Here is a 17,528-nt window from a genome sequence, read left to right on the forward strand (position 1 = left end):
GGTGTCCTAGGCGGGGAGTCGGGTCGGCGCGGCGGGCCGGTCGGCCCGGTCGCGGACCATCAGGGCGGCGCGCTTGCCGGGCAGGTCGAGTTCGGCGGCGGCCCGGAATCCGGCCCGTTCGAAGGCCCGGACGGACCGCCGGTTGCGGACGTCCGGCTCGGCCAGCACCCGTTCGCAGCGCGGGTTCCGGCGAAGAATCAATTCTGCGAGGGCGGCGAGGAGGACGGCGCCCAGGCCCCGGCCGCGGCTGGCGGCCGGGCCGAGCAGCAGGTGCACGCCGGTGTCGTACGGCCGGGCCGGGTAGTGCGCGGCGAGCGGGTCGAGGTCGGCGCGGTAGACCTCCCAGTAGCTCATCGGCTCGCCGTCCAGCAGGCCGAGGCAGGGCAGGCTGCGGCCGTCGCCCTCCAGCTGGGCCCGCAGGTGCCGTGCGGTGACCTCGGGCGGCCCGGCGAGCTCCCAGAAGGCGTCGACCTCGGGGTCGTTCATCCATCCGGCGAGCAGCGCCAGGTCGGCGGGCATCCGGACCGGGGCGAGCCGGAACTCGCCGGCCGGGGTGGGGACGGCGCCCCACCCGGGCAGGTCGCGGGTCATCAGGCGCCCGCCACCGGGTTGGGGATGTCCACGTAGACGGACTGGCTGGCGACCGGGCCGACCAGCTCGTCCATGCCGTTGACCCGGGTGAGCAGGTTGGCCTTGCAGGGCAGCGTGGGCGCGTCCAGCATCAGCGCGGGCAGCGCCGAGCCGGTGGCGGTGGCCCGCGCTCCGGCCAGGAACCGGCGCAGCGCGGCCAGCAGCACCGATTCGTCGGCGAGCCGCTGGGAGCCGAAGGCGCCGATCAGGCCGAGCACGTGGTTGATGCCCAGGTAGTAGGCGAAGTGGTGGTCGATCACGTCGTCCGGCAGGAAGGTGTCGCTGTCGGCGCCGAGGCCGGGCAGCCGGGCGGCCAGCCGCTCGGCGGCGCTCTCCCGGTAGTAGTAGCCCTGGTTGTCGCGGTAGCGGCCGCCGCACGGCCAGCCCTCGGCGTCCAGCAGCACGAGGCTGTTCTGCTGGTGGGCCTCCAGGGCGATGCCGCCCCGGCCGTCCAGCCAGAGGATGGGCAGCACGACCGCGTCCAGGTAGCGCAGGAACCATTCGGCGGCCACCGTCGGCAGCGGGCGGTCGCAGCGGGCGGCCAGGGCCCGCACGGTGTCGCCGAGCCGGGAGGGCACGGTGTCGCCGGTGCCCAGCGGCTGTTCGGCGACGAGGCCGGCCACGCACAGCGCCCGGTCGGTGGGCGCGAAGGGCTGGGCGCGCAGCACGGTGTCCAGGCCGCCCGGGTCGCCGAGGCCGGGGTGGTCGACGCCGATCCAGGCCGGGTCGCGGACGATGTCGAAGCCGGGGTGGGCGGCCCGCCACTCGGCGGCCAGCCCGCTCTCCAGCAGCCGGTGCATCTCCAGGCCGCGGTGCAGTTCCTTGCGGAGGTTCTCCCGGCGGGAGTTGGTGATCCGCAGGCCGAGCGAGAGCTTGAGCATCCACGGGGTGCCGGGCCGGTAGACGGTGCGCACCGAGGAGGTCGGGTACCAGGGCTCGCCGGCCGGGCCGAGGTCGTGCAGCAGCCCGTCGGCGAGCAGGGCGGCGACGGCCGGGCGGTGGGCGAGTTCGCGCGCCTGCCAGGGGTGCAGCGGGAGGGCGGCGGTGCCGGGCGGCAGCGCCGGGCCGCCGTCGAGCAGTCCGGCGGTGAGCTGCTCGGCGCTCTCGGCGACGGCGGAGCCCGCCGCGAGCAGTTCGCGGTCCACGGCGTACCAGTGCAGTTGGAAGGAGCCGTGCAGTTCGGGCGAGTAGGCGGCGCTCTGGGCCGGGCCGAGGCCGTCGCGGCTCTTCGGCGTGGGGTGCAGCGGGTGGCCGAGCAGCAGGGACTGCTCGGCGGCGAGGAAGTGCGAGCGCTCGGGGCCGCCGGGCACGGCCCCGGTGCGGCGGTGGGCGAGGATCTCGGCGGTGCGCACGACCGAGTCGGCGACCCGGCCGGCCAGGTCGGCGACCTGTCCGGGGTCGGGCCGTTCGGCGGCCGCGGCGGCGAGCAGGGCGGCGGCGGTGACGGCGTCCACCGGGGCCTCGCCGCCGTCCCCCGCCGCGGCGGCCCCGCCGGCGGCGAGGGTGGCGGGCCCGAAGCGGTGCCAGCCGCCGGGCGACCAGTAGCGGACCGGCGCGGTGAGCCGGGCGGCCCCGCCGAGGACGGTGATCCGCAGTCGGCCGTCCGGCCCGGGCCGGGCTCCGGTCTCCCGCGTCCAGCAGCGCAGCAGGGCCTCCAGCCCGGCCTGTTCGGCGGCGACGGCCGGGTCGGGGTGCAGCAGCAGGTCGTGCCGGTGGGCCCGGTCCGCGGCGGGCGGCGGTACGGGCGGGGCTCCGGTGAGGGCGGCGGTGCTCAAGGCTGCTCCTTGGGGCGCGTGGGGGTGCGGACGCGCACTGCGGTGGAGGGGATCGGCGGGTACTCGCACCGTCGCGTCAGGTAAGGGTTACCTATCCATGACGGGTGATCACAAGGAGCGCTCACTCGTCCGGGTGAGAATCGGTGATTGTCCACCTCCGGGGCCCGATGCCCTGCTGAGCGGCTGGACCGGCCGGGCCCGGATCACGGATCGGTGACCTCCGGCCCGCACCGCAACCCCGGGGGCGGGCTCCGCCGTCCTCCCCGGCGATGGAAGACTCCAGGGCGGCGGACCGCCGCAGCGCGGACCGGCCGATGACGCACCACCTCGGCGCCAGAGCGCCGACCGCGACACCACCGGGCGCCCCGGCAGCACCCGGCACCGACCGACCGAGCACAGGGGGAAGCGCACCGATGCCCACGATCCACCGGCCAGCCCTGGCCGCCGCCCTGGCCGCGGGAACCCTGTTCGCCGTGAGCGCCTGCGGGCCGGACGGTCCGGCGGGCGGCACGAGCACCGCCGCGCCCCCGCCGGCCTCGGCGGCGTCCCCGGCTGCGGGCTCGGCCGCGGGCTCGGGCGCGGGCTCGGGCGGCCTGATCGGCGGGATCACCCTCCCGTCCGGGCTGCCGACCGGCCTGCTGGAGGGACTGCCCCGGAGCTGGGACGACCTGAAGAAGTGGAAGTTCGAGGACTGGGACAAGTGGGCGTCCAAGCACGTCTTCAACAACCCTGTGGTGAAGGACTTCTGGGACCCGGACACGATGGGCGACTCCAAGCCCGCCGACCCGGCCCCACCCGCCGCCAAGCCCGCGCCCGCCACGCCCGCGCCGTCCACCGACGACGGCGTGACCGACCCGGAGCCCCCGGCCGTCAAGGCCGTGACGGTGCCCCGCCCGTACACCGGGCAGCCCTCGGGCAAGGTCTTCTTCTCCGCCCAGGGCGGCCGCGGCAACTGCTCGGCGACGGTGATCGCCGACCCCCAGCACCCGGGCCGGAGCAACCTGGTCTGGACGGCCGGGCACTGCGTGCACGAGGGCAAGGGCGGGACCTTCTACAAGGACCTGGTCTTCGTGCCGGCCTACAACAACTCGGGTGCCTCCAGCGGCGGCAGGCGCGCCCCGCTGTCCGAGCTGGCCCCGCTCGGCACCTGGTGGGCCGAGCGGGTCACCACCTCGCCGCAGTGGATGGTCGAGGGCGGCGCCAGCGGGGACGCCGCCAACCAGTACGACTTCGCGGTGATGCGGGTGCGCAACCAGAACGACACCGGCAAGTCCCTGGAGGAGACGGTCGGTTCGGCCGTCCCGGTCTGGTTCGACGCCCCGCGCGACCAGCTGAGGGTCTCGGCCGTCGGCTACCCGCTGGGCAAGCCCTTCGACGGGCAGGAGCTGTACAGGTGCGACGGCGGCAAGCCGACCAGGCTCTCCTTCGACGCCAAGCGCCCGACGATGCTGACCATCGGCTGCGACATGACCCAGGGCGCCAGCGGCGGCGGCTGGTTCGCCACCATGCCGGACGGCCGGACGGCCCTGGTCAGCAACACCTCGATCGGCACCCAGGAGCACACCTCGCTGAGCGGCCCGTACCTGGAGGCGGTCGCCCGGCAGGCGCTGGACTGGATCTCCAAGAAGTAGCCGCCCCCGCCGAGGAGGGCACCGGACCACCAGCACGGCAGGGGGAGACGAGCCGGCATGCCAGGAACCACCAGCCCGCGGCGGCGGGCCGCGACGGGCACCGCCGCGCTGCTCGCCGCGCTCGCGCTGGGCGCGGCCGGGTGCGGGCCGGACGGCCCGGCCCGGCCCGCCACCGCCCCGCTCGCCCTGCCCAGGACGGCGCCCGCCGGCCCGGGGGACCTGAGCGGCTGGAAGGTGGAGGACTGGGCGCGCTACGTCGAGGACAGCGCCTTCGCCGACGTCGCGGCACCCGGCGCCTGGACGCCGGCCCGGATGGACGCCGCCAGGCCCCGGCCGACCCCCGAGTACGCGCTGACCGGCCCCGCCGCGGACGGCGTCGAGCGGGACGCCCCGCCCGCGGCCGTCCCCGCCGAGGCCCTGCCGCACCCGTACGGCCCGGCCGGCACGGTGGTCGGCCGGCTCTTCATGACCACCCCGCAGGGTGACGCGGCCTGCTCCGCCACGGTGGTCTCCGACCCGGTCAACCCCGGCCGCAGCAACCTCGTCTACACCGCCGCGCACTGCCTGCACGACGGCAGGGGCGGCGGCTGGCTGAAGAACCTGGTCTTCGTGCCCGGCTACAACCGGGACGGCCGGGTGGTCCACGGCAGGCCGAACGCCGACCAGCAGGCCGCCCCGTACGGCCGGTGGGCGGCGGTGCGCGCACTGGTCTCGCCGACCTGGCTCCAGGAGGGCGGCGTCGGCGCCCGCCACCAGTACGACTACGGCGTCCTGCGGGTGCGCGGCGAGGACGGCTCCGGCCGCTCCCTGGAGGAGGCGGTCGGCGGTTCGGTGCCGGTCTGGTTCAACGCCCCGCGCGAGCGGATCACCGCGGCGGCCGCCTACGGCTACCCGGCCGAGCGCCCGTTCGACGGCACGGAGCTCGCCCACTGCGACTCCCGGGTCGCGCCCGGGCGGCTGTCCTTCGACCGGACCCGCCCGCCGCTGTACGTGATCGGCTGCACCCTGACGGCGGGCGCCTCCGGCGGCGGCTGGTTCGTCACCCGGGACGGCAAGCCCAACCTGGTCAGCGTCGGCGCGCTCGGCAACCGCGGCCCGGCGGGCTACCAGGCCGGGCCCTCGCTCCAGGAGCAGGCGAAGCAGGCCTTCGACTACTTCGCCAAGAACGTCCGGTAGCCCCGCCCACGAACGGCCGGCAGCCGTGCGCACGAACGGCCGGCAGCCCCGCGCGGGCACGCGGAAGGGCCCCGGGACGGTCGCGTCCGTCCCGGGGCCCTCGCGCGCGCTCCGCCGTCAGCCCTGGAGGGCCACCGCGAAGTACTCCAGCTCGGCGGCCAGCTCGGCCGGCACCTTGGCGTGCAGCAGGGTGCCCTCGCCGGTGTGCTCGGTGGAGAGCAGCTCGCCCTCGGCGTGCACCCGGGAGACCAGCGCGCCCTGGGTGTAGGGCACCAGGGCCCGCACCTCGACCGCCGGGCGCGGCAGCTCGTCGTCGATCAGCCGCAGCAGTTCCTCGATGCCGGCCCCGCTGCGGGCCGACACCACGATGGCGTGCGGCTCGCGGCGCAGCAGGCGCTGGAGCACGTGCGGATCGGCGGCGTCCGCCTTGTTGATCACCACGATCTCCGGCACGTTCTGCGCGTCGACCGAGACGATGACCTCGCGGACGGCGGCCAGCTGCGTCTCCGGCTCGGGGTGCGAGCCGTCCACCACGTGCAGGATGAGGTCCGCGTCGGCGACCTCCTCCATGGTCGAGCGGAAGGCCTCGACCAGGTGGTGCGGCAGGTGCCGGACGAAGCCGACGGTGTCCGCCAGGGTGTAGAGCCGCCCGCTCGGGGTCTCGGCCCGGCGCACGGTCGGGTCCAGGGTGGCGAACAGCGCGTTCTCCACCAGGACGCCCGCCCCGGTGAGCCGGTTGAGCAGGGAGGACTTGCCGGCGTTGGTGTACCCGGCGATGGCCACGGACGGCACCTGGTGGCGCCTGCGCTCCTGGCGCTTGGTGTCGCGGCCCTTCTTCATGTCGGCGATCTCCTTGCGGAGCTTCGCCATCTTCTCGCGGATCCGGCGCCGGTCGGTCTCGATCTTGGTCTCACCGGGACCGCGGGTGGCCATGCCGCCGCCCGAGGAGCCGGAGCCACCGCCACCCATCTGCCGGGACAGCGACTGGCCCCACCCGCGCAGCCGCGGCAGCATGTACTGCATCTGGGCGAGCGAGACCTGCGCCTTGCCCTCCCGCGACTTGGCGTGCTGGGCGAAGATGTCCAGGATCAGGGCCGTCCGGTCGACGACCTTGACCTTGACCACGTCCTCCAGGTGGATCAGCTGGCCCGGGGTGAGCTCACCGTCGCAGACCACGGTGTCGGCGCCGGTCGCGGCGACGATGTCGCGCAGCTCCTTGGCCTTGCCGGAGCCGATGTAGGTGGCCGCGTCGGGCTTGTCGCGGCGCTGGATGACGCCGTCCAGCACCTGGGAGCCGGCCGTCTCGGCGAGGGCTGCGAGCTCGGCCATCGAGTTCTCCGCCTCCTCCAGGGTGCCGTCCGTCCAGACGCCGACGAGCACCACGCGCTCCAGGCGCAGCTGGCGGTACTCGACCTCGGTGACGTCCTCGAGTTCGGTGGAGAGGCCGGCGACCCGGCGCAGGGCGGCTCGCTCGCTGCGGTCGTACTGGTCGCCGTCGTAGTGGTGGCCGAGGTCCTCGTCGATGGCCGCGAGGTCCTCGTCCATGAGGGCTTCCGCCCGCAGACCGTCGAGGCGGCGCGGAGCGTCGGCGTGGTCGCGGGTGTCGAACGTGGAGGTCATTCTGTCCTTTGGCTCGCTGGTAAGGGTGGCCTCGGGGGCCGCCGCGGCGGTCCCGTACGGAGTCTGCCCAGCTGCCGCCCCGGTTACCGTCCGGGCGGGGTGAGCTACCCCTCAGGTCCGCGGCTGCCGCCCGGGCTCTGTGCCCGACAACGCCGTGGACCGGCCGTGAATTCCCCATGATGGTCGCACGCCCGGCGCGGGGCGGTCATCCCCATTTCCGGGGAAGGGCCCCGGGAAGGTCCCCGGAAGGGCCCCGGGCGGCTACGCCCCCTGCGGCGCGTGCGGCCGGCTCACGTCGTACACCCCGGAGACCTTGAGCATCGCCCGCATCAGCCCCGGCAGCGCGGCCGGCTCGGGCAGCTCGACGGTGTAGGTGTGCCGGACCCTGGACTCCTGCGGCGGTTCGACCTCGGCCGAGACGATGCTGACCCCCGCGCCGGAGATCGCGGCGGTGAGGTCGGCCAGCAACCTCGGCCGGTTCAGCGCCTCGGCCCGCAGGGTCGCCCGGTGCCCGGAGGCCGGTCCGCCCTCCGAGCGCCAGCGGACCTCCAGCGCGGCCCGCCCGTCCGCGCGCATCCGCTCCCCCGCCGGGCAGCCGGTGCGGTGCACCGCGACCGCCGTGCCACCGCGGATCGGGTACCCGGCCACCTCGTCCGGCGGCACCGGGGTGCAGCAGCGGGCCAGCCGGACGGGCGCGCCGGGCCGGCCGGCCACCGCGACCGGGGCGGCCCGGCGCTCGGCGGCCGGGGGCCCGGGCGGGGCGGGCTGGCCGCCGGCCGGGCCGGTGCGGACCGCCGGCTGCCGGGCCGGGGGGTCGGCCAGCCAGCGCTCGATGGCCAGCCGGGCGGCGGGGGTGCGGGCGTGCGCGAGCCACTCGGGGGCGGGGCCGGAGGGCGGCCCGCCGCCGGCCGGGAGGCTCTCGGTGAGCACCTCGATCCGGTCGCCGTCCTCCAGCACCGTGGACAGCGCGGTGAGCCGCCCGTTGACCCGCACGCCGATACATCGGTGGCCGGTCTCCTCGCCGAGCAGGTAGGCCGCGTCCACACAGGTGGCGCCGGCCCTCAGCTGAAGCGTTTCGCCGCCCTCGGTCACCACGGTGATCTCGCGGTCGCCGGCCAGGTCGGCGGTGAGCGCGGACCAGAAGGCGTCCGGGTCGGGCGTCTCCTGCTGCCACTCCAGCAGCCGGCTGAGCCAGCCCGGGCGGGCCGGGTCGGTGCGGTCCAGCTCGTCGGCGTCCGGCGCGGCGCCCGCCGGGGACGGGTCCCCGAGCGCGACCACCCCGGTCTCGGCCACCTCGTGCATCCGCCGGGTGCGGACCAGCACCTCGACCACCGCGCCGCCGCTGAGCGCCACGGCGGTGTGCAGCGACTGGTAGAGGTTGAACTTGGGCGCGGCCACGAAGTCCTTGAACTCGCCGGGCAGCGGCGTCCAGCAGGTGTGCAGCTCGCCGAGCACGGCGTAGCAGTCGGCGTTCTCCTCGACCACCACCAGCAGCCGCCCGAAGTCGGCCGGCCGCAGCCCCTGCGGCCGCCCGTCCGGCCCGGGCAGGGCGGCCCGCCTCAGCAGCACCCGGTGCAGCGAGACGCAGTGCCGCGGCCGGACGGTCACCTCCGCACCGATCCCGGCCTCGGCCAGCTGGCGGGCCAGCTGCCGGGCGAAGGGCTCCAGCACGGTGTCCGGCCCGGCCTCGTGGCCGGCCATCAGGGCGCGGGTCCGGGCGTGCTCCTCGGGGTGCAGGGTGGCGAAGACGATGTCCTCCAGCTCCGCCTTGAGCACCTGGATGCCGAGCCGTTCGGCCAGCGGGATCAGCACGTCCCGGGTGACCTTGGCGATCCGCACCTGGCTGGCCGGCTTCATGTGCCGGATGGTGCGCATGTTGTGCAGCCGGTCGGCCAGCTTGATCACCATCACCCGGACGTCGTCCCCGGTGGCGACCAGCATCTTGCGGAAGGTCTCGGCCTCCGCGGCGGCCCCGAAGTCGACCTTCTCCAGCTTCGTCACCCCGTCGACCAGGTAGGCGACTTCGGGGCCGAACCCGGCGCCCACCTGCTCCAGCGTCAACTCGGTGTCCTCGACGGTGTCGTGGAGCAGCGAGGCGACGAGGGTCGTCGTCCCGGCGCCGAGTTGGGCCAGGATCATGGTGACGGCCAGCGGGTGGGTGATGTACGGCTCCCCGCTCTTGCGCTTCTGGCCGCGGTGGCTGGCCTCGGCCAGCCGGTACGCCCGGGCGAGCAGGTTGAGGTCGCCCTGCGGGTGGTGCCGGCGGTGGACCCGGACGAGCGGCTCCAGGGCGTCCGGCACGGGCGGGCGGCCGGTGGCGAGCAGTGCGGCCCGGCCGGCCCGGCCGAGCGCGGCCCGGCCGAGCTCGCCCAGGGGCCTCCTGGCCCCGGCCTGCCGTACGGTCATCGGCTGCCCCGTCAGGGGCTGCCCGGCTTGTCGCAACCCCTCCAGGGGCTGTCCGGCTTCGATGGTCATCGGCACCTCCGGCAGCGGTCGCCGGGCGACGCCCCGTCCGAGGGGGTGATCCGGCCACCCCTCCCCATGGGGTGATCGACCCGGTGGTCCATGCTACCGAGCAGAGCACGTTCCGCGACGCCCTGATTCCCGTCCGCGACCGGTATCACCCGATCGGGGGGATTCGTCGCCGTACGAATTGGGCAAACCGGCCCCGGGGCTCAGCGCACCGACTCCCACCAGCGCCCGTCCAGCCTTCCCTCGGCCACGATCACCGCCGGCCCGGTCATCTCGACCCGGCCGTCCGGGTGCTCGGTGACGACCAGTCGGCCGCCCAGCACGTCCACGGTGTACGAGACCGCCTCGCCGGTGACCGCCGGGTCGGCGCCGTCCCGGCGGATGGCCGCCACCGCCACCGCGCAGGCACCGGTGCCGCAGGAGCGGGTCTCGCCCGAGCCGCGCTCGTGCACCCGCATCGCGACGTGCCGCGGCCCGCGGTCCACCACGAACTCGACGTTGACGCCCTCCGGGTAGGCGTCCGCGGGGCTGGTGAGCGGCGCGTCGGCCAGGTCCCCGGCGTGGTCCAGGCTCTCCACGAAGGCCACCGCGTGCGGGTTGCCCATGTTGACGTTCAGGGCCGGCCAGCGCCGCTCGCCGACCGCGACCTCGATGCCGTCCGGCCCGGGCAGCCGGGCCCGGCCCATCCCGACCGTGACGTCGCCGGGCGTGCCGTCCCCGGCGGCCGCGGCGACCTTCGCGGTGAGCACCCCGGAGCGGGTGGCGACGGCCAGTTCGCCCGGCTCGGCCAGGCCCGCCTCGACCAGGAAGCGGGCGAAGACCCGCAGGCCGTTGCCGCACATCTCGGCCAGGCTGCCGTCCGAGTTGCGGTAGTCCATGAACCACTCGGCACGGTCGGCCATCCCCGCGGCGGCCGGGTCGGCGGCGGCGCGCACCACGCGCAGCAGCCCGTCCCCGCCGAGGCCGGCCCGGCGGTCGCACAGCGCGGCGACGGTCTCGGGACGGATCTCCAGCGCGCCGTCCGGGTCCGGGACGATGACGAAGTCGTTCTGGGTGCCGTGCCCCTTGAAGAAGGGGATGCCGCCCTGCGGGGAAGTGGATGCGCTCACCCCACCGATGGTACTGAGCCGCCGGGAGGCGCTCGGCGCAGGTACGCGACCCACCGGGAGGCGCTCAGCGCAGGTACGCGACCCGCCAGACCGCGAGCGTGCAGGCGGCCACCGCGATCAGGGTGTACACCGCGATCGCCTTCCAGCCGGCCCGCTGCCCGGAGCCCCGGCGCGGCAGCCCCGGCCACTTGTAGCCGGCGTGCCGGGCGGCCATCGCGCCCCAGCCCATCGAGGCGGCGGTGAGCAGCAGCCCGAGCATCCCGACCATGGTGGCGCGCGACCCGGCGGAGCCGAAGGCGAGCGGGAAGGCGAACATCAGCGAGCCGAGGGTGCCGAGCAGGGCGATCGGCAGCGTCTGCCACCAGCGCAGCCGGCGCAGCGGGCGGATCTCCCGCTCGTGCACCGCGGCGTCCGGCGGGGTGCGGGTGTCCAGGGCGGGCACCGCGGCCGCGTACGAGGTGGGCGCCTCCAGGCCGGTCAGCACCGGCAGGTCGCCCATCGTCGACTCGTCGAACTCCTCGGCCGGTGCGGTGACGCCGCCGCCCTGGCCGGAATCGGGGCCGGTACCCGTCGACACACGGCCTCCCCTGACAGTTCGACACGAGCGGACTCGCGGCCGGGCACGGCCGGCCGCGATCGGCCGACCCCTACGGCATCGATGATGGCATGTCCAGAGTGGCGTTCCGGGCCTGACCGGGGTCGACGGGTGATCCGTGGCCATCACGTGATCGGGCCGTGACCGCCGGTTCGTCCTGCACGGCCACCTGCGCGCGCAGGTGCACCGCCGGATTGGCCGGAAACCCTTCCTACGCGGCCGGAACTCCCTGACGGCCGATCAGTTCCAGGGACCGTTCCAGCAGCTCGACGGGGTCCGTGCCGGCCGGCCGGGAGAGCCAGACGATCCGGTCGTCGCGGCGGAACCACGACTCCTGGCGGCGGGCGAAGCGCTTGGTGGCGCGGACGGTCTCGGCCCGGGCCTCGTCCTCGGTGCAGCCGCCGGCGAAGTGGTCGAGCACCTGCTGGTAGCCGAGCGCCCGGGAGGCCGTGCGGCCCTCCCGCAGCCCGGCCCGCTCCAGCTGCCGTACCTCGTCCAGCAGCCCGGCCTCCCACATCCGGTCGACCCGCAGCGCGATCCGCTCGTCCAGTTCGGGGCGCGGCACGGCGACGCCGATCTGCACCGCCTCGTAGACGGCGGTGTTGCCGGGCAGGTTGGCGGTGAACGGCTGCCCGGTGATCTCGATGACCTCCAGGGCGCGGACGATCCGCCGCCCGTTGCCGGTCAGGATCGCCTCGGCGGCCGGCGGGTCCAGCTCGGCCAGCCGCCGGTGCAGCGCGTACGGGCCGGACCGCTCCAGCTCCGCCTCCAGCCGGGCCCGCACCGCCGGGTCGGTGCCCGGGAACTCCATCTCGTCGATCGCCGCCCGGACGTACAGCCCGGAGCCGCCGACCAGGACGGGCGTGCGGCCGGCGGCGAGCAGCCGGTCGATCTCGGCCCGGGCCAGCCGCTGGTACTCGGCGACGCTGGCGGCCTCGGTGACGTCCCAGACGTCCAGCAGGTGGTGCGGCACTCCCCCGCGTTCGGCCTCGGTGAGCTTGGCGGTGCCGATGTCCATGCCCCGGTACAGCTGCATCGAGTCGGTGTTGATCACCTCGCCGCCGAGGCTGCGGGCGATGGCGACGGCCAGGTCGGACTTGCCGGCGGCGGTCGCGCCGACGATCGAGACGACACGCGGGGTACGGGAGCTGCTCACCGCTCCAGTCTCGCAAAACCGTCGCGGAGCCGCGGACCGGGCTGCCACCCGCCCGCGACTGCGCGACGATATGACTGTTTCCCGGAGATTTTCCGGCCGTTTCCCCGGTTGGGTCCGGTTTGCGAACGCTTTGCCGGGCCCGGTCGTTGTCCGGGCAACAGCGGATGAAGGAGATCGCCATGGGTCTGATGGACAACCTCAAGGGCAAGGCCGAGGAGCTCAAGGACAAGGCCAGCGAGTTCGCGGGCAAGCACAGCGACCAGATCGAGAAGGCCGTGGACAAGGCCGGCGGCGCGATCGACAAGGCGACCAAGGGCAAGTACAGCGACCGGATCGAGCAGGGCGCGGGCAAGGCCAAGGGCGCCGTCGGCGACTTCGCCCACAAGCCGGAGCCGGGCGACGAGGCACGGCCCCCGCAGTCCTGAGCGGGCTCAGCTCCAGGAGGCGACGAGGTAGCCGACCCCGTACGGCGCGTCCTCGTAGTCCAGCCGCCCGGTGAGGCCGGCGCCCTGCGCGGCGCCGGCCAGCACCTGCCAGGGCGCCCGGCCCTCGGCCCGGAGCGCGGCGGCCAGGGCCGGGTCCAGCGCGGCCAGGGCGGGCAGGTCGGCGGTGCGCAGGGCGGCGGCCACGGCGGCGTCGAAGCCCTCGGCCCGCTCGTCCAGGTAGCCGGGGGCCTTCACCGAGCGGCAGGCGCTGCCGTCGCCGAGCACCAGCAGGGCGACCCGGTCGGCGAGGCCGGCCAGGCCCTGCCCGAGGCCGAGCATCCGGTCGGCGGGGGCGTCGGCGGGCACCGCGCAGGCGTGCGTCGGCAGCGTCACCCCGGCGCGTTCCAGCAGCCAGGCGCCGACGGTCAGCGAGGGCGCCAGCTCCGGCCCCTCGACCCGGTCCCCGGGCAGCTTGGCGACCAGCGGCACCCCGTAGCGGTGGAAGGAGCCGGCCCCGCCCTCGGTCCACACCTCGGCCGCCGGCCCGGTGCCGACCGCCACGACCAGCTGCGGCCCGGCCGCGACCAGCGCAGCGAGCGCCGTGTCGCAGGCCGCGCGCAGGCCGTCCAGCTCGGGCGCGGCCCCGGCGGCGACCTCGGGGACGAGCAGCGGCGGACAGGGGCACACGGCGGCGGCTACCAGCATGCGGATCACTCTAGCCAAACGCGGCGGCGGCCCGGCGGGGGCCGGAGCCCCGCCGGGCCGCCGTCACGAGCGGCGGGGTCAGTCCCCGCAGCAGGCCCCGCCCGCCGGCGCGGCGAGCGGCAGCTCGGCCGGGGCGCCGATCTTCGGCAGGCCGAGCAGCACGCCGGCCGGCTTGGCGGCGGGCTTCGCCTGGCGCTTCTCCCAGGCGTCACCGGCCCGGGTGCGGCGCACCGCGAGCGCCGGGCCCTCGGCGAGCAGGTGGTGCGGGGCGGCGTAGGTGATCTCGACGGTCACCGTGTCGCCCGGGCGCACCGGCTCGTCCGGCTTGGTGAAGTGCACCAGCCGGTTGTCGGGGGCGCGCCCGGAGAGCCGCTGCGTCCGGTCGTCCTTCTTGCCCTCGCCCTCGGCCACCAGGATCTCCAGCGTGCGGCCGACCTGCTTCTTGTTCTCCTCCCAGGAGATCTCCTCCTGGAGGGCGATCAGCCGGTCGTAGCGGGCCTGCACGACCTCCTTCGGCACCTGGTCGGCCATGTCCGCCGCCGGGGTGCCGGGGCGCTTGGAGTACTGGAAGGTGAAGGCGTTGGTGAAGCGGGCCTCGCGGACGACGTGCATCGTCTCCTCGAAGTCCTCCTCGGTCTCGCCGGGGAAGCCCACGATGATGTCGGTGGAGATCGCGGCGTCCGGCATCGCCTCGCGGACCTTCCGGATGATCCCGAGGAAACGCTCCTGCCGGTAGGAGCGGCGCATCGCCTTGAGGATGCGGTCCGAGCCGGACTGCAGCGGCATGTGCAGCTGGTGCATCACGTTCGGGGTCTCGGCCATCGCGGCGATCACGTCGTCGGTGAAGTCGCGCGGGTGCGGGGAGGTGAAGCGGATCCGCTCCAGGCCCTCGATCTGTCCGGCGGCGCGCAGCAGCTTGGAGAAGGCCTCGCGGTCGCCCAGGTCGGAGCCGTAGGCGTTGACGTTCTGGCCGAGCAGCGTCACCTCGATGACGCCCTCCTCCACCAGCGCCTCGATCTCGGCGAGGACGTCGCCGGGGCGGCGGTCCTCCTCCTTGCCGCGCAGCGCGGGGACGATGCAGAAGGTGCAGGTGTTGTTGCAGCCGACGGAGATGGCGACCCAGGCGGCGTACGCGGACTCGCGGCGGGTCGGCAGGGTGGAGGGGAATGTCTCCAGCGACTCCAGGATCTCGACCTGGGCCTTCTTCTCGACCGCGGCCCGCTCCAGCAGCGCCGGCAGGTGGCCGATGTTGTGGGTGCCGAAGACCACGTCGACCCACGGGGCGCGCCGGACGATGGTCTCGCGGTCCTTCTGGGCCAGGCAGCCGCCGACGGCGATCTGCATGCCCTTGTGGCGGGTCTTGACCGGCGCGAGCTGGCCGAGGTTGCCGTACAGCTTGTTGTCGGCGTTCTCGCGCACCGCGCAGGTGTTGAACACCACCAGGTCCGGGTCGCCCTCGGGCCCGGCCTTGACGTAGCCCGCGTCCTCCAGCAGGCCGGACAGCCGCTCGGAGTCGTGGACGTTCATCTGGCAGCCGTGCGTGACGACCTTGTAGCTCTTCAATCCGCTCTCACCGCTCACCAGACCAGGGTACGGGCAGCGGCGAAGGGCTTTTCCCCGAGCTTACACCACCCGTTCCACTCCCGTTCGGCCGGAGCGCCTGGCAGTATCCCTGCATGGCCCCCACCACCCCGTCCCGTCTCGGCGCCGCCGTGCGCACCGCGGCCCGCAGCCCGCTGTGGCGGACGGTGCTGGTGCTGGTCCTGCTGGTCGCCGGGTTCGGCGGCTGGTGGCTGTCGGCGGGCCGCTCGCCCGGGTACCCGCGCGGCGAGGTCCGCTTCGCCACCGGGGTGCAGCGCGGCGTCTACGACCGGTACGGGCAGCTGCTCCAGGCCCACGTCTCCCGGGCGATGCCGGGGGTGCGGCTGGCCCTGGAGAACTCCGAGGGCTCGGTCGACAACCTCTCCCGGGTGATCGACGGCCGGGACACCTTCGCGATAGCCACCGCCGACGCGGTCGCGGACTACCAGCGCCCCGGCAAGGAGAAGCTGCGGGCGATCGCCCGGCTGTACGACGACTACCTGCAACTGATCGTCCCGGCCTCCTCCCCGGTGCGCCGCACCGCCGACCTCAAGGGCCTGCGGGTCGGCGTCGGGCTGCCGCAGTCCGGGGTGAACCTGGTGACCAAGCGGCTGCTGGCCACCGCCGGGCTGGACCCGGACCGCGACATCGTCCCTGTCCCGACCGGGGTCGGCGAGGCCGCCGACGCCCTGCGCGAGGGCCGGCTGGACGCCTTCTTCTGGTCCGGCGGCCTGCCCACCAGCGCGCTCACCGACCTCTCCGAGCACGTCCCGATCCGCCTGGTGCCGCTGGGCGACCTCGCCGAGGCGCTGCACAAGGCCGAGGGCGGCGGCACCGACGCCTACCGGGCGGCCACCATGCCCAAGGGCACCTACCCGAACGCCGAGCCCAGGGACGCCGTCGCCACGGTGGCCGTGCCCAACCTGCTGATCACCCGGGACGACGCGGACCCGGGCCTGGTCGAGGGCATGACCCGCGCGGTGATCGACAGCCGGGACCAGATCGGCGCCCAGGTGCACGCGGCCCAGCTGGTCGACCTGCGCACCGCCGTCTACACCGACCCGCTGCCGCTGCACACCGGCGCGGCCCGCTACTACCGCTCGGTGAAGCCGTAGCCGTGCCGTGGCCGTTCGGTGCGGCCGTGGCCGCTCCGTGAAGCCGTAGCCGTTCGGTGCGGCCGTGGCCGCTCGGCCCGGGCGGCCGCGGAAGACGCCGCGGCGCCCTACCGCTCCGGCCGCGGCACCGTCAGCGTCACCGCGAGCCCGGTCGGGCTGACCGGCGCGAAGCCGAGCGTGCCGCCGCCGGCCGCCAGCAGGGTGCGGGCGATGGACAGCCCGAGCCCCGACCCCTCCACGTTCTGCTGCCGCGGGCTGCGCCAGAACCGGTCCCCGGCCCGGGACAGCTCGTCCTCGGTGAGGCCCGGCCCGGCGTCGGTGACGGTCACCGCGACCTCGTCGCGGCGCACCGCGACCCGCAGCCGCACCTCGCTGCCGGCCGGGCTGAACTTGAGCGCGTTGTCCACCACGGCGTCCAGGGCCGAGCCGAAGCCGATCGGGTCGGCCATCCCGATCGCCAGCGCCGGCCCGTCCCAGCGCAGCCCGATCCCGCGCTGCCCGGCCACCGGCCGCCAGGCGTCGACCCGCGCCAGGGTGAGCTCGACGAGGTCGGTCCGCTGCGGTTCCGGACGGGCGTGCTCGGCGGTGGCCAGCCCGAGCAGGTCGTCCAGCACCCGGGCCAGCCTGGCGCCCTCCTCCCGGACGCCGCTGAGCTCCTCCTCGTGGCCCTCGGGCAGCTCCAGGCCGAGCAGCTCGACCCGCAGCAGCAGCGCCGACAGCGGGTTGCGCAGCTGGTGCGAGGCGTCCGCGACGAAGGCCTTCTGCTGGTCCATGGCGAGCACCACGTGGTCCGCCATCTCGTTGAACGAGCGGGCCAGCCGCTGGAGCTCGGGCGGCCCGCCGCCGGGGGCGACCCGGGCCGCCATCCGACCGGTGGCGATGTCGTGGGTGGCCCGGTCCAGGGTGCGCACCGGGCGCAGCACCCACTCGGTGAGGCGGACGGCGAGCAGCACGGCGACGATCATCGCGGCGGCCTCGCCGGCGACGATCACCAGCCACTTGTGCAGCACCCGGGTGCGCAGCGCCTCGGTCGGGGACTCGCTCAGCACCACGGCGACCACGTCGCCGTCGCGCACCACCGGGGTGGCCACGGTGATCGTGCGGTCCGGCGTCCACGGCCAGACCTGCGGCGGGTTGTGGCTGCGCCGCCCGTCCAGCGCCTCCTGGAAGGCCTGGGCGCCCCAGCCGCCGGCGGGCACCCGCCAGTCCTGCGGGGCGGCGGCGATCGCCTGGCCGTCGCGCTGGAAGATGCCCAGCCGCACCCCGTACAGGTCGTGGTAGCGGCGGACCTCGGCGAGGATCGCGCGCTGCCGGCTGAGGTCGCCCTGGGCGGGCTCCGGCTCGCCCTTGCGGGCGGAGTCGGCGGCGCCGGAGGTGGGCAGGTCCTGGGCGAGGCGGGCGGCGTCGTCGAGCCGGTCGACGACCACCTTGGTCTGCTCGGCCGCCGCGACCGCCGCCGCGAGCGGCAGCCCCAGGGCGGCCAGGACGCAGAGCATGAGGGCGATCAGGATGCCGAGCAGGCGGGTGCGCACGTGCCG

At 75.4% G+C, this 17,528-nt stretch carries 14 protein-coding genes; 4 read left to right on the forward strand and 10 right to left on the reverse strand.

The features are described 5' to 3' along the window. Positions 1 to 6: 6 nt before the first annotated feature. On the reverse strand, positions 7 to 699 hold the full coding sequence (locus ACH5AR_RS31315) for a GNAT family N-acetyltransferase (protein ID WP_396304944.1): 693 nt from the start codon (positions 697 to 699) through the stop codon (positions 7 to 9). Next, positions 591 to 2,405 (reverse strand): IucA/IucC family protein, encoded by a 1,815-nt coding sequence (locus ACH5AR_RS31320; protein WP_396304911.1) that lies wholly within the window; start codon positions 2,403 to 2,405, stop codon positions 591 to 593. Before ACH5AR_RS31320 ends, ACH5AR_RS31315 begins: the two co-directional genes overlap by 109 nt. Before the next feature lie 413 nt (positions 2,406 to 2,818). Here ACH5AR_RS31320 and ACH5AR_RS31325 point away from each other — a divergent pair, with 413 nt between their 5' ends. Both ACH5AR_RS31325 and ACH5AR_RS31330 read left to right on the forward strand, forming a co-directional pair. After that, positions 2,819 to 4,036 carry a trypsin-like serine peptidase gene (locus tag ACH5AR_RS31325; protein WP_396304912.1) on the forward strand — a complete coding sequence of 406 codons (1,218 nt, stop codon included), beginning with the start codon at positions 2,819 to 2,821 and terminating at the stop codon, positions 4,034 to 4,036. Positions 4,037 to 4,093: 57 nt separating this feature from the next. Then, positions 4,094 to 5,212, forward strand: coding sequence for a trypsin-like serine peptidase (locus tag ACH5AR_RS31330; RefSeq protein WP_396304913.1), 1,119 nt, complete (start codon positions 4,094 to 4,096; stop codon positions 5,210 to 5,212). A 117-nt stretch (positions 5,213 to 5,329) separates the two neighbouring features. Here the strand turns inward: ACH5AR_RS31330 and hflX are convergent, their stop codons facing one another. The 5 genes from hflX to miaA all read right to left on the reverse strand — a co-directional run bounded on the left by hflX (position 5,330) and on the right by miaA (position 12,164). Continuing rightward, on the reverse strand, positions 5,330 to 6,832 hold the full coding sequence (gene hflX / locus ACH5AR_RS31335) for a GTPase HflX (RefSeq protein WP_396304914.1): 1,503 nt from the start codon (positions 6,830 to 6,832) through the stop codon (positions 5,330 to 5,332). A 261-nt stretch (positions 6,833 to 7,093) separates the two neighbouring features. Continuing rightward, a complete protein-coding gene (locus ACH5AR_RS31340; RefSeq protein WP_396304945.1) occupies positions 7,094 to 9,238 on the reverse strand; it encodes a RelA/SpoT family protein in 2,145 nt (714 codons plus the stop codon). Positions 9,239 to 9,507: 269 nt separating this feature from the next. After that, positions 9,508 to 10,413, reverse strand: coding sequence for a diaminopimelate epimerase (gene dapF / locus ACH5AR_RS31345; RefSeq protein ID WP_396304915.1), 906 nt, complete (start codon positions 10,411 to 10,413; stop codon positions 9,508 to 9,510). 64 nt (positions 10,414 to 10,477) lie between these two features. Continuing rightward, positions 10,478 to 10,990 carry a hypothetical protein gene (locus ACH5AR_RS31350; RefSeq protein WP_396304916.1) on the reverse strand — a complete coding sequence of 171 codons (513 nt, stop codon included), beginning with the start codon at positions 10,988 to 10,990 and terminating at the stop codon, positions 10,478 to 10,480. A 229-nt stretch (positions 10,991 to 11,219) separates the two neighbouring features. Next, positions 11,220 to 12,164, reverse strand: a complete 945-nt coding sequence (miaA, locus tag ACH5AR_RS31355; protein WP_396304917.1) for a tRNA (adenosine(37)-N6)-dimethylallyltransferase MiaA — start codon at positions 12,162 to 12,164, stop codon at positions 11,220 to 11,222. Between the two features lie 179 nt (positions 12,165 to 12,343). Here miaA and ACH5AR_RS31360 point away from each other — a divergent pair, with 179 nt between their 5' ends. After that, on the forward strand, positions 12,344 to 12,589 hold the full coding sequence (locus ACH5AR_RS31360; protein ID WP_396304918.1) for an antitoxin: 246 nt from the start codon (positions 12,344 to 12,346) through the stop codon (positions 12,587 to 12,589). Positions 12,590 to 12,595: 6 nt separating this feature from the next. On the opposite strand, the gene ACH5AR_RS31365 is transcribed toward ACH5AR_RS31360, so the two are convergent. Both ACH5AR_RS31365 and miaB read right to left on the reverse strand, forming a co-directional pair. Further along, positions 12,596 to 13,294, reverse strand: a complete 699-nt coding sequence (locus ACH5AR_RS31365; RefSeq protein WP_396304919.1) for a hypothetical protein — start codon at positions 13,292 to 13,294, stop codon at positions 12,596 to 12,598. A 78-nt stretch (positions 13,295 to 13,372) separates the two neighbouring features. Beyond that, entirely contained in the window at positions 13,373 to 14,875 is a 1,503-nt protein-coding gene (gene miaB, locus ACH5AR_RS31370; RefSeq protein ID WP_396304920.1) for a tRNA (N6-isopentenyl adenosine(37)-C2)-methylthiotransferase MiaB, read from the reverse strand. Positions 14,876 to 14,970: 95 nt separating this feature from the next. Between miaB and ACH5AR_RS31375 the strand changes: the two genes are divergently transcribed. Continuing rightward, entirely contained in the window at positions 14,971 to 15,990 is a 1,020-nt protein-coding gene (locus tag ACH5AR_RS31375; protein ID WP_396304921.1) for a TAXI family TRAP transporter solute-binding subunit, read from the forward strand. Positions 15,991 to 16,097: 107 nt separating this feature from the next. Here the strand turns inward: ACH5AR_RS31375 and ACH5AR_RS31380 are convergent, their stop codons facing one another. Beyond that, positions 16,098 to 17,522, reverse strand: coding sequence for a sensor histidine kinase (locus ACH5AR_RS31380; protein ID WP_396304922.1), 1,425 nt, complete (start codon positions 17,520 to 17,522; stop codon positions 16,098 to 16,100). Positions 17,523 to 17,528 lie beyond the last annotated feature (6 nt).

Origin of the sequence: Kitasatospora sp. NPDC018619, assembly GCF_044391605.1 — a bacterium.
Lineage (GTDB): Bacteria > Actinomycetota > Actinomycetes > Streptomycetales > Streptomycetaceae > Kitasatospora.

What these genes read in the sequence shown, in the direction of transcription:
- hflX (WP_396304914.1), bottom strand. Translation starts at nt 6,832, where the DNA reads ATGACCTCCACGTTCGACACCCGCGACCACGCCGACGCTCCGCGCCGC.
- ACH5AR_RS31360 (WP_396304918.1), top strand. Translation starts at nt 12,344, where the DNA reads ATGGGTCTGATGGACAACCTCAAGGGCAAGGCCGAGGAGCTCAAGGAC.
- ACH5AR_RS31325 (WP_396304912.1), top strand. Translation starts at nt 2,819, where the DNA reads ATGCCCACGATCCACCGGCCAGCCCTGGCCGCCGCCCTGGCCGCGGGA.
- ACH5AR_RS31330 (WP_396304913.1), top strand. Translation starts at nt 4,094, where the DNA reads ATGCCAGGAACCACCAGCCCGCGGCGGCGGGCCGCGACGGGCACCGCC.
- ACH5AR_RS31340 (WP_396304945.1), bottom strand. Translation starts at nt 9,238, where the DNA reads ATGACCGTACGGCAGGCCGGGGCCAGGAGGCCCCTGGGCGAGCTCGGC.
- ACH5AR_RS31375 (WP_396304921.1), top strand. Translation starts at nt 14,971, where the DNA reads ATGGCCCCCACCACCCCGTCCCGTCTCGGCGCCGCCGTGCGCACCGCG.
- ACH5AR_RS31365 (WP_396304919.1), bottom strand. Translation starts at nt 13,294, where the DNA reads ATGCTGGTAGCCGCCGCCGTGTGCCCCTGTCCGCCGCTGCTCGTCCCC.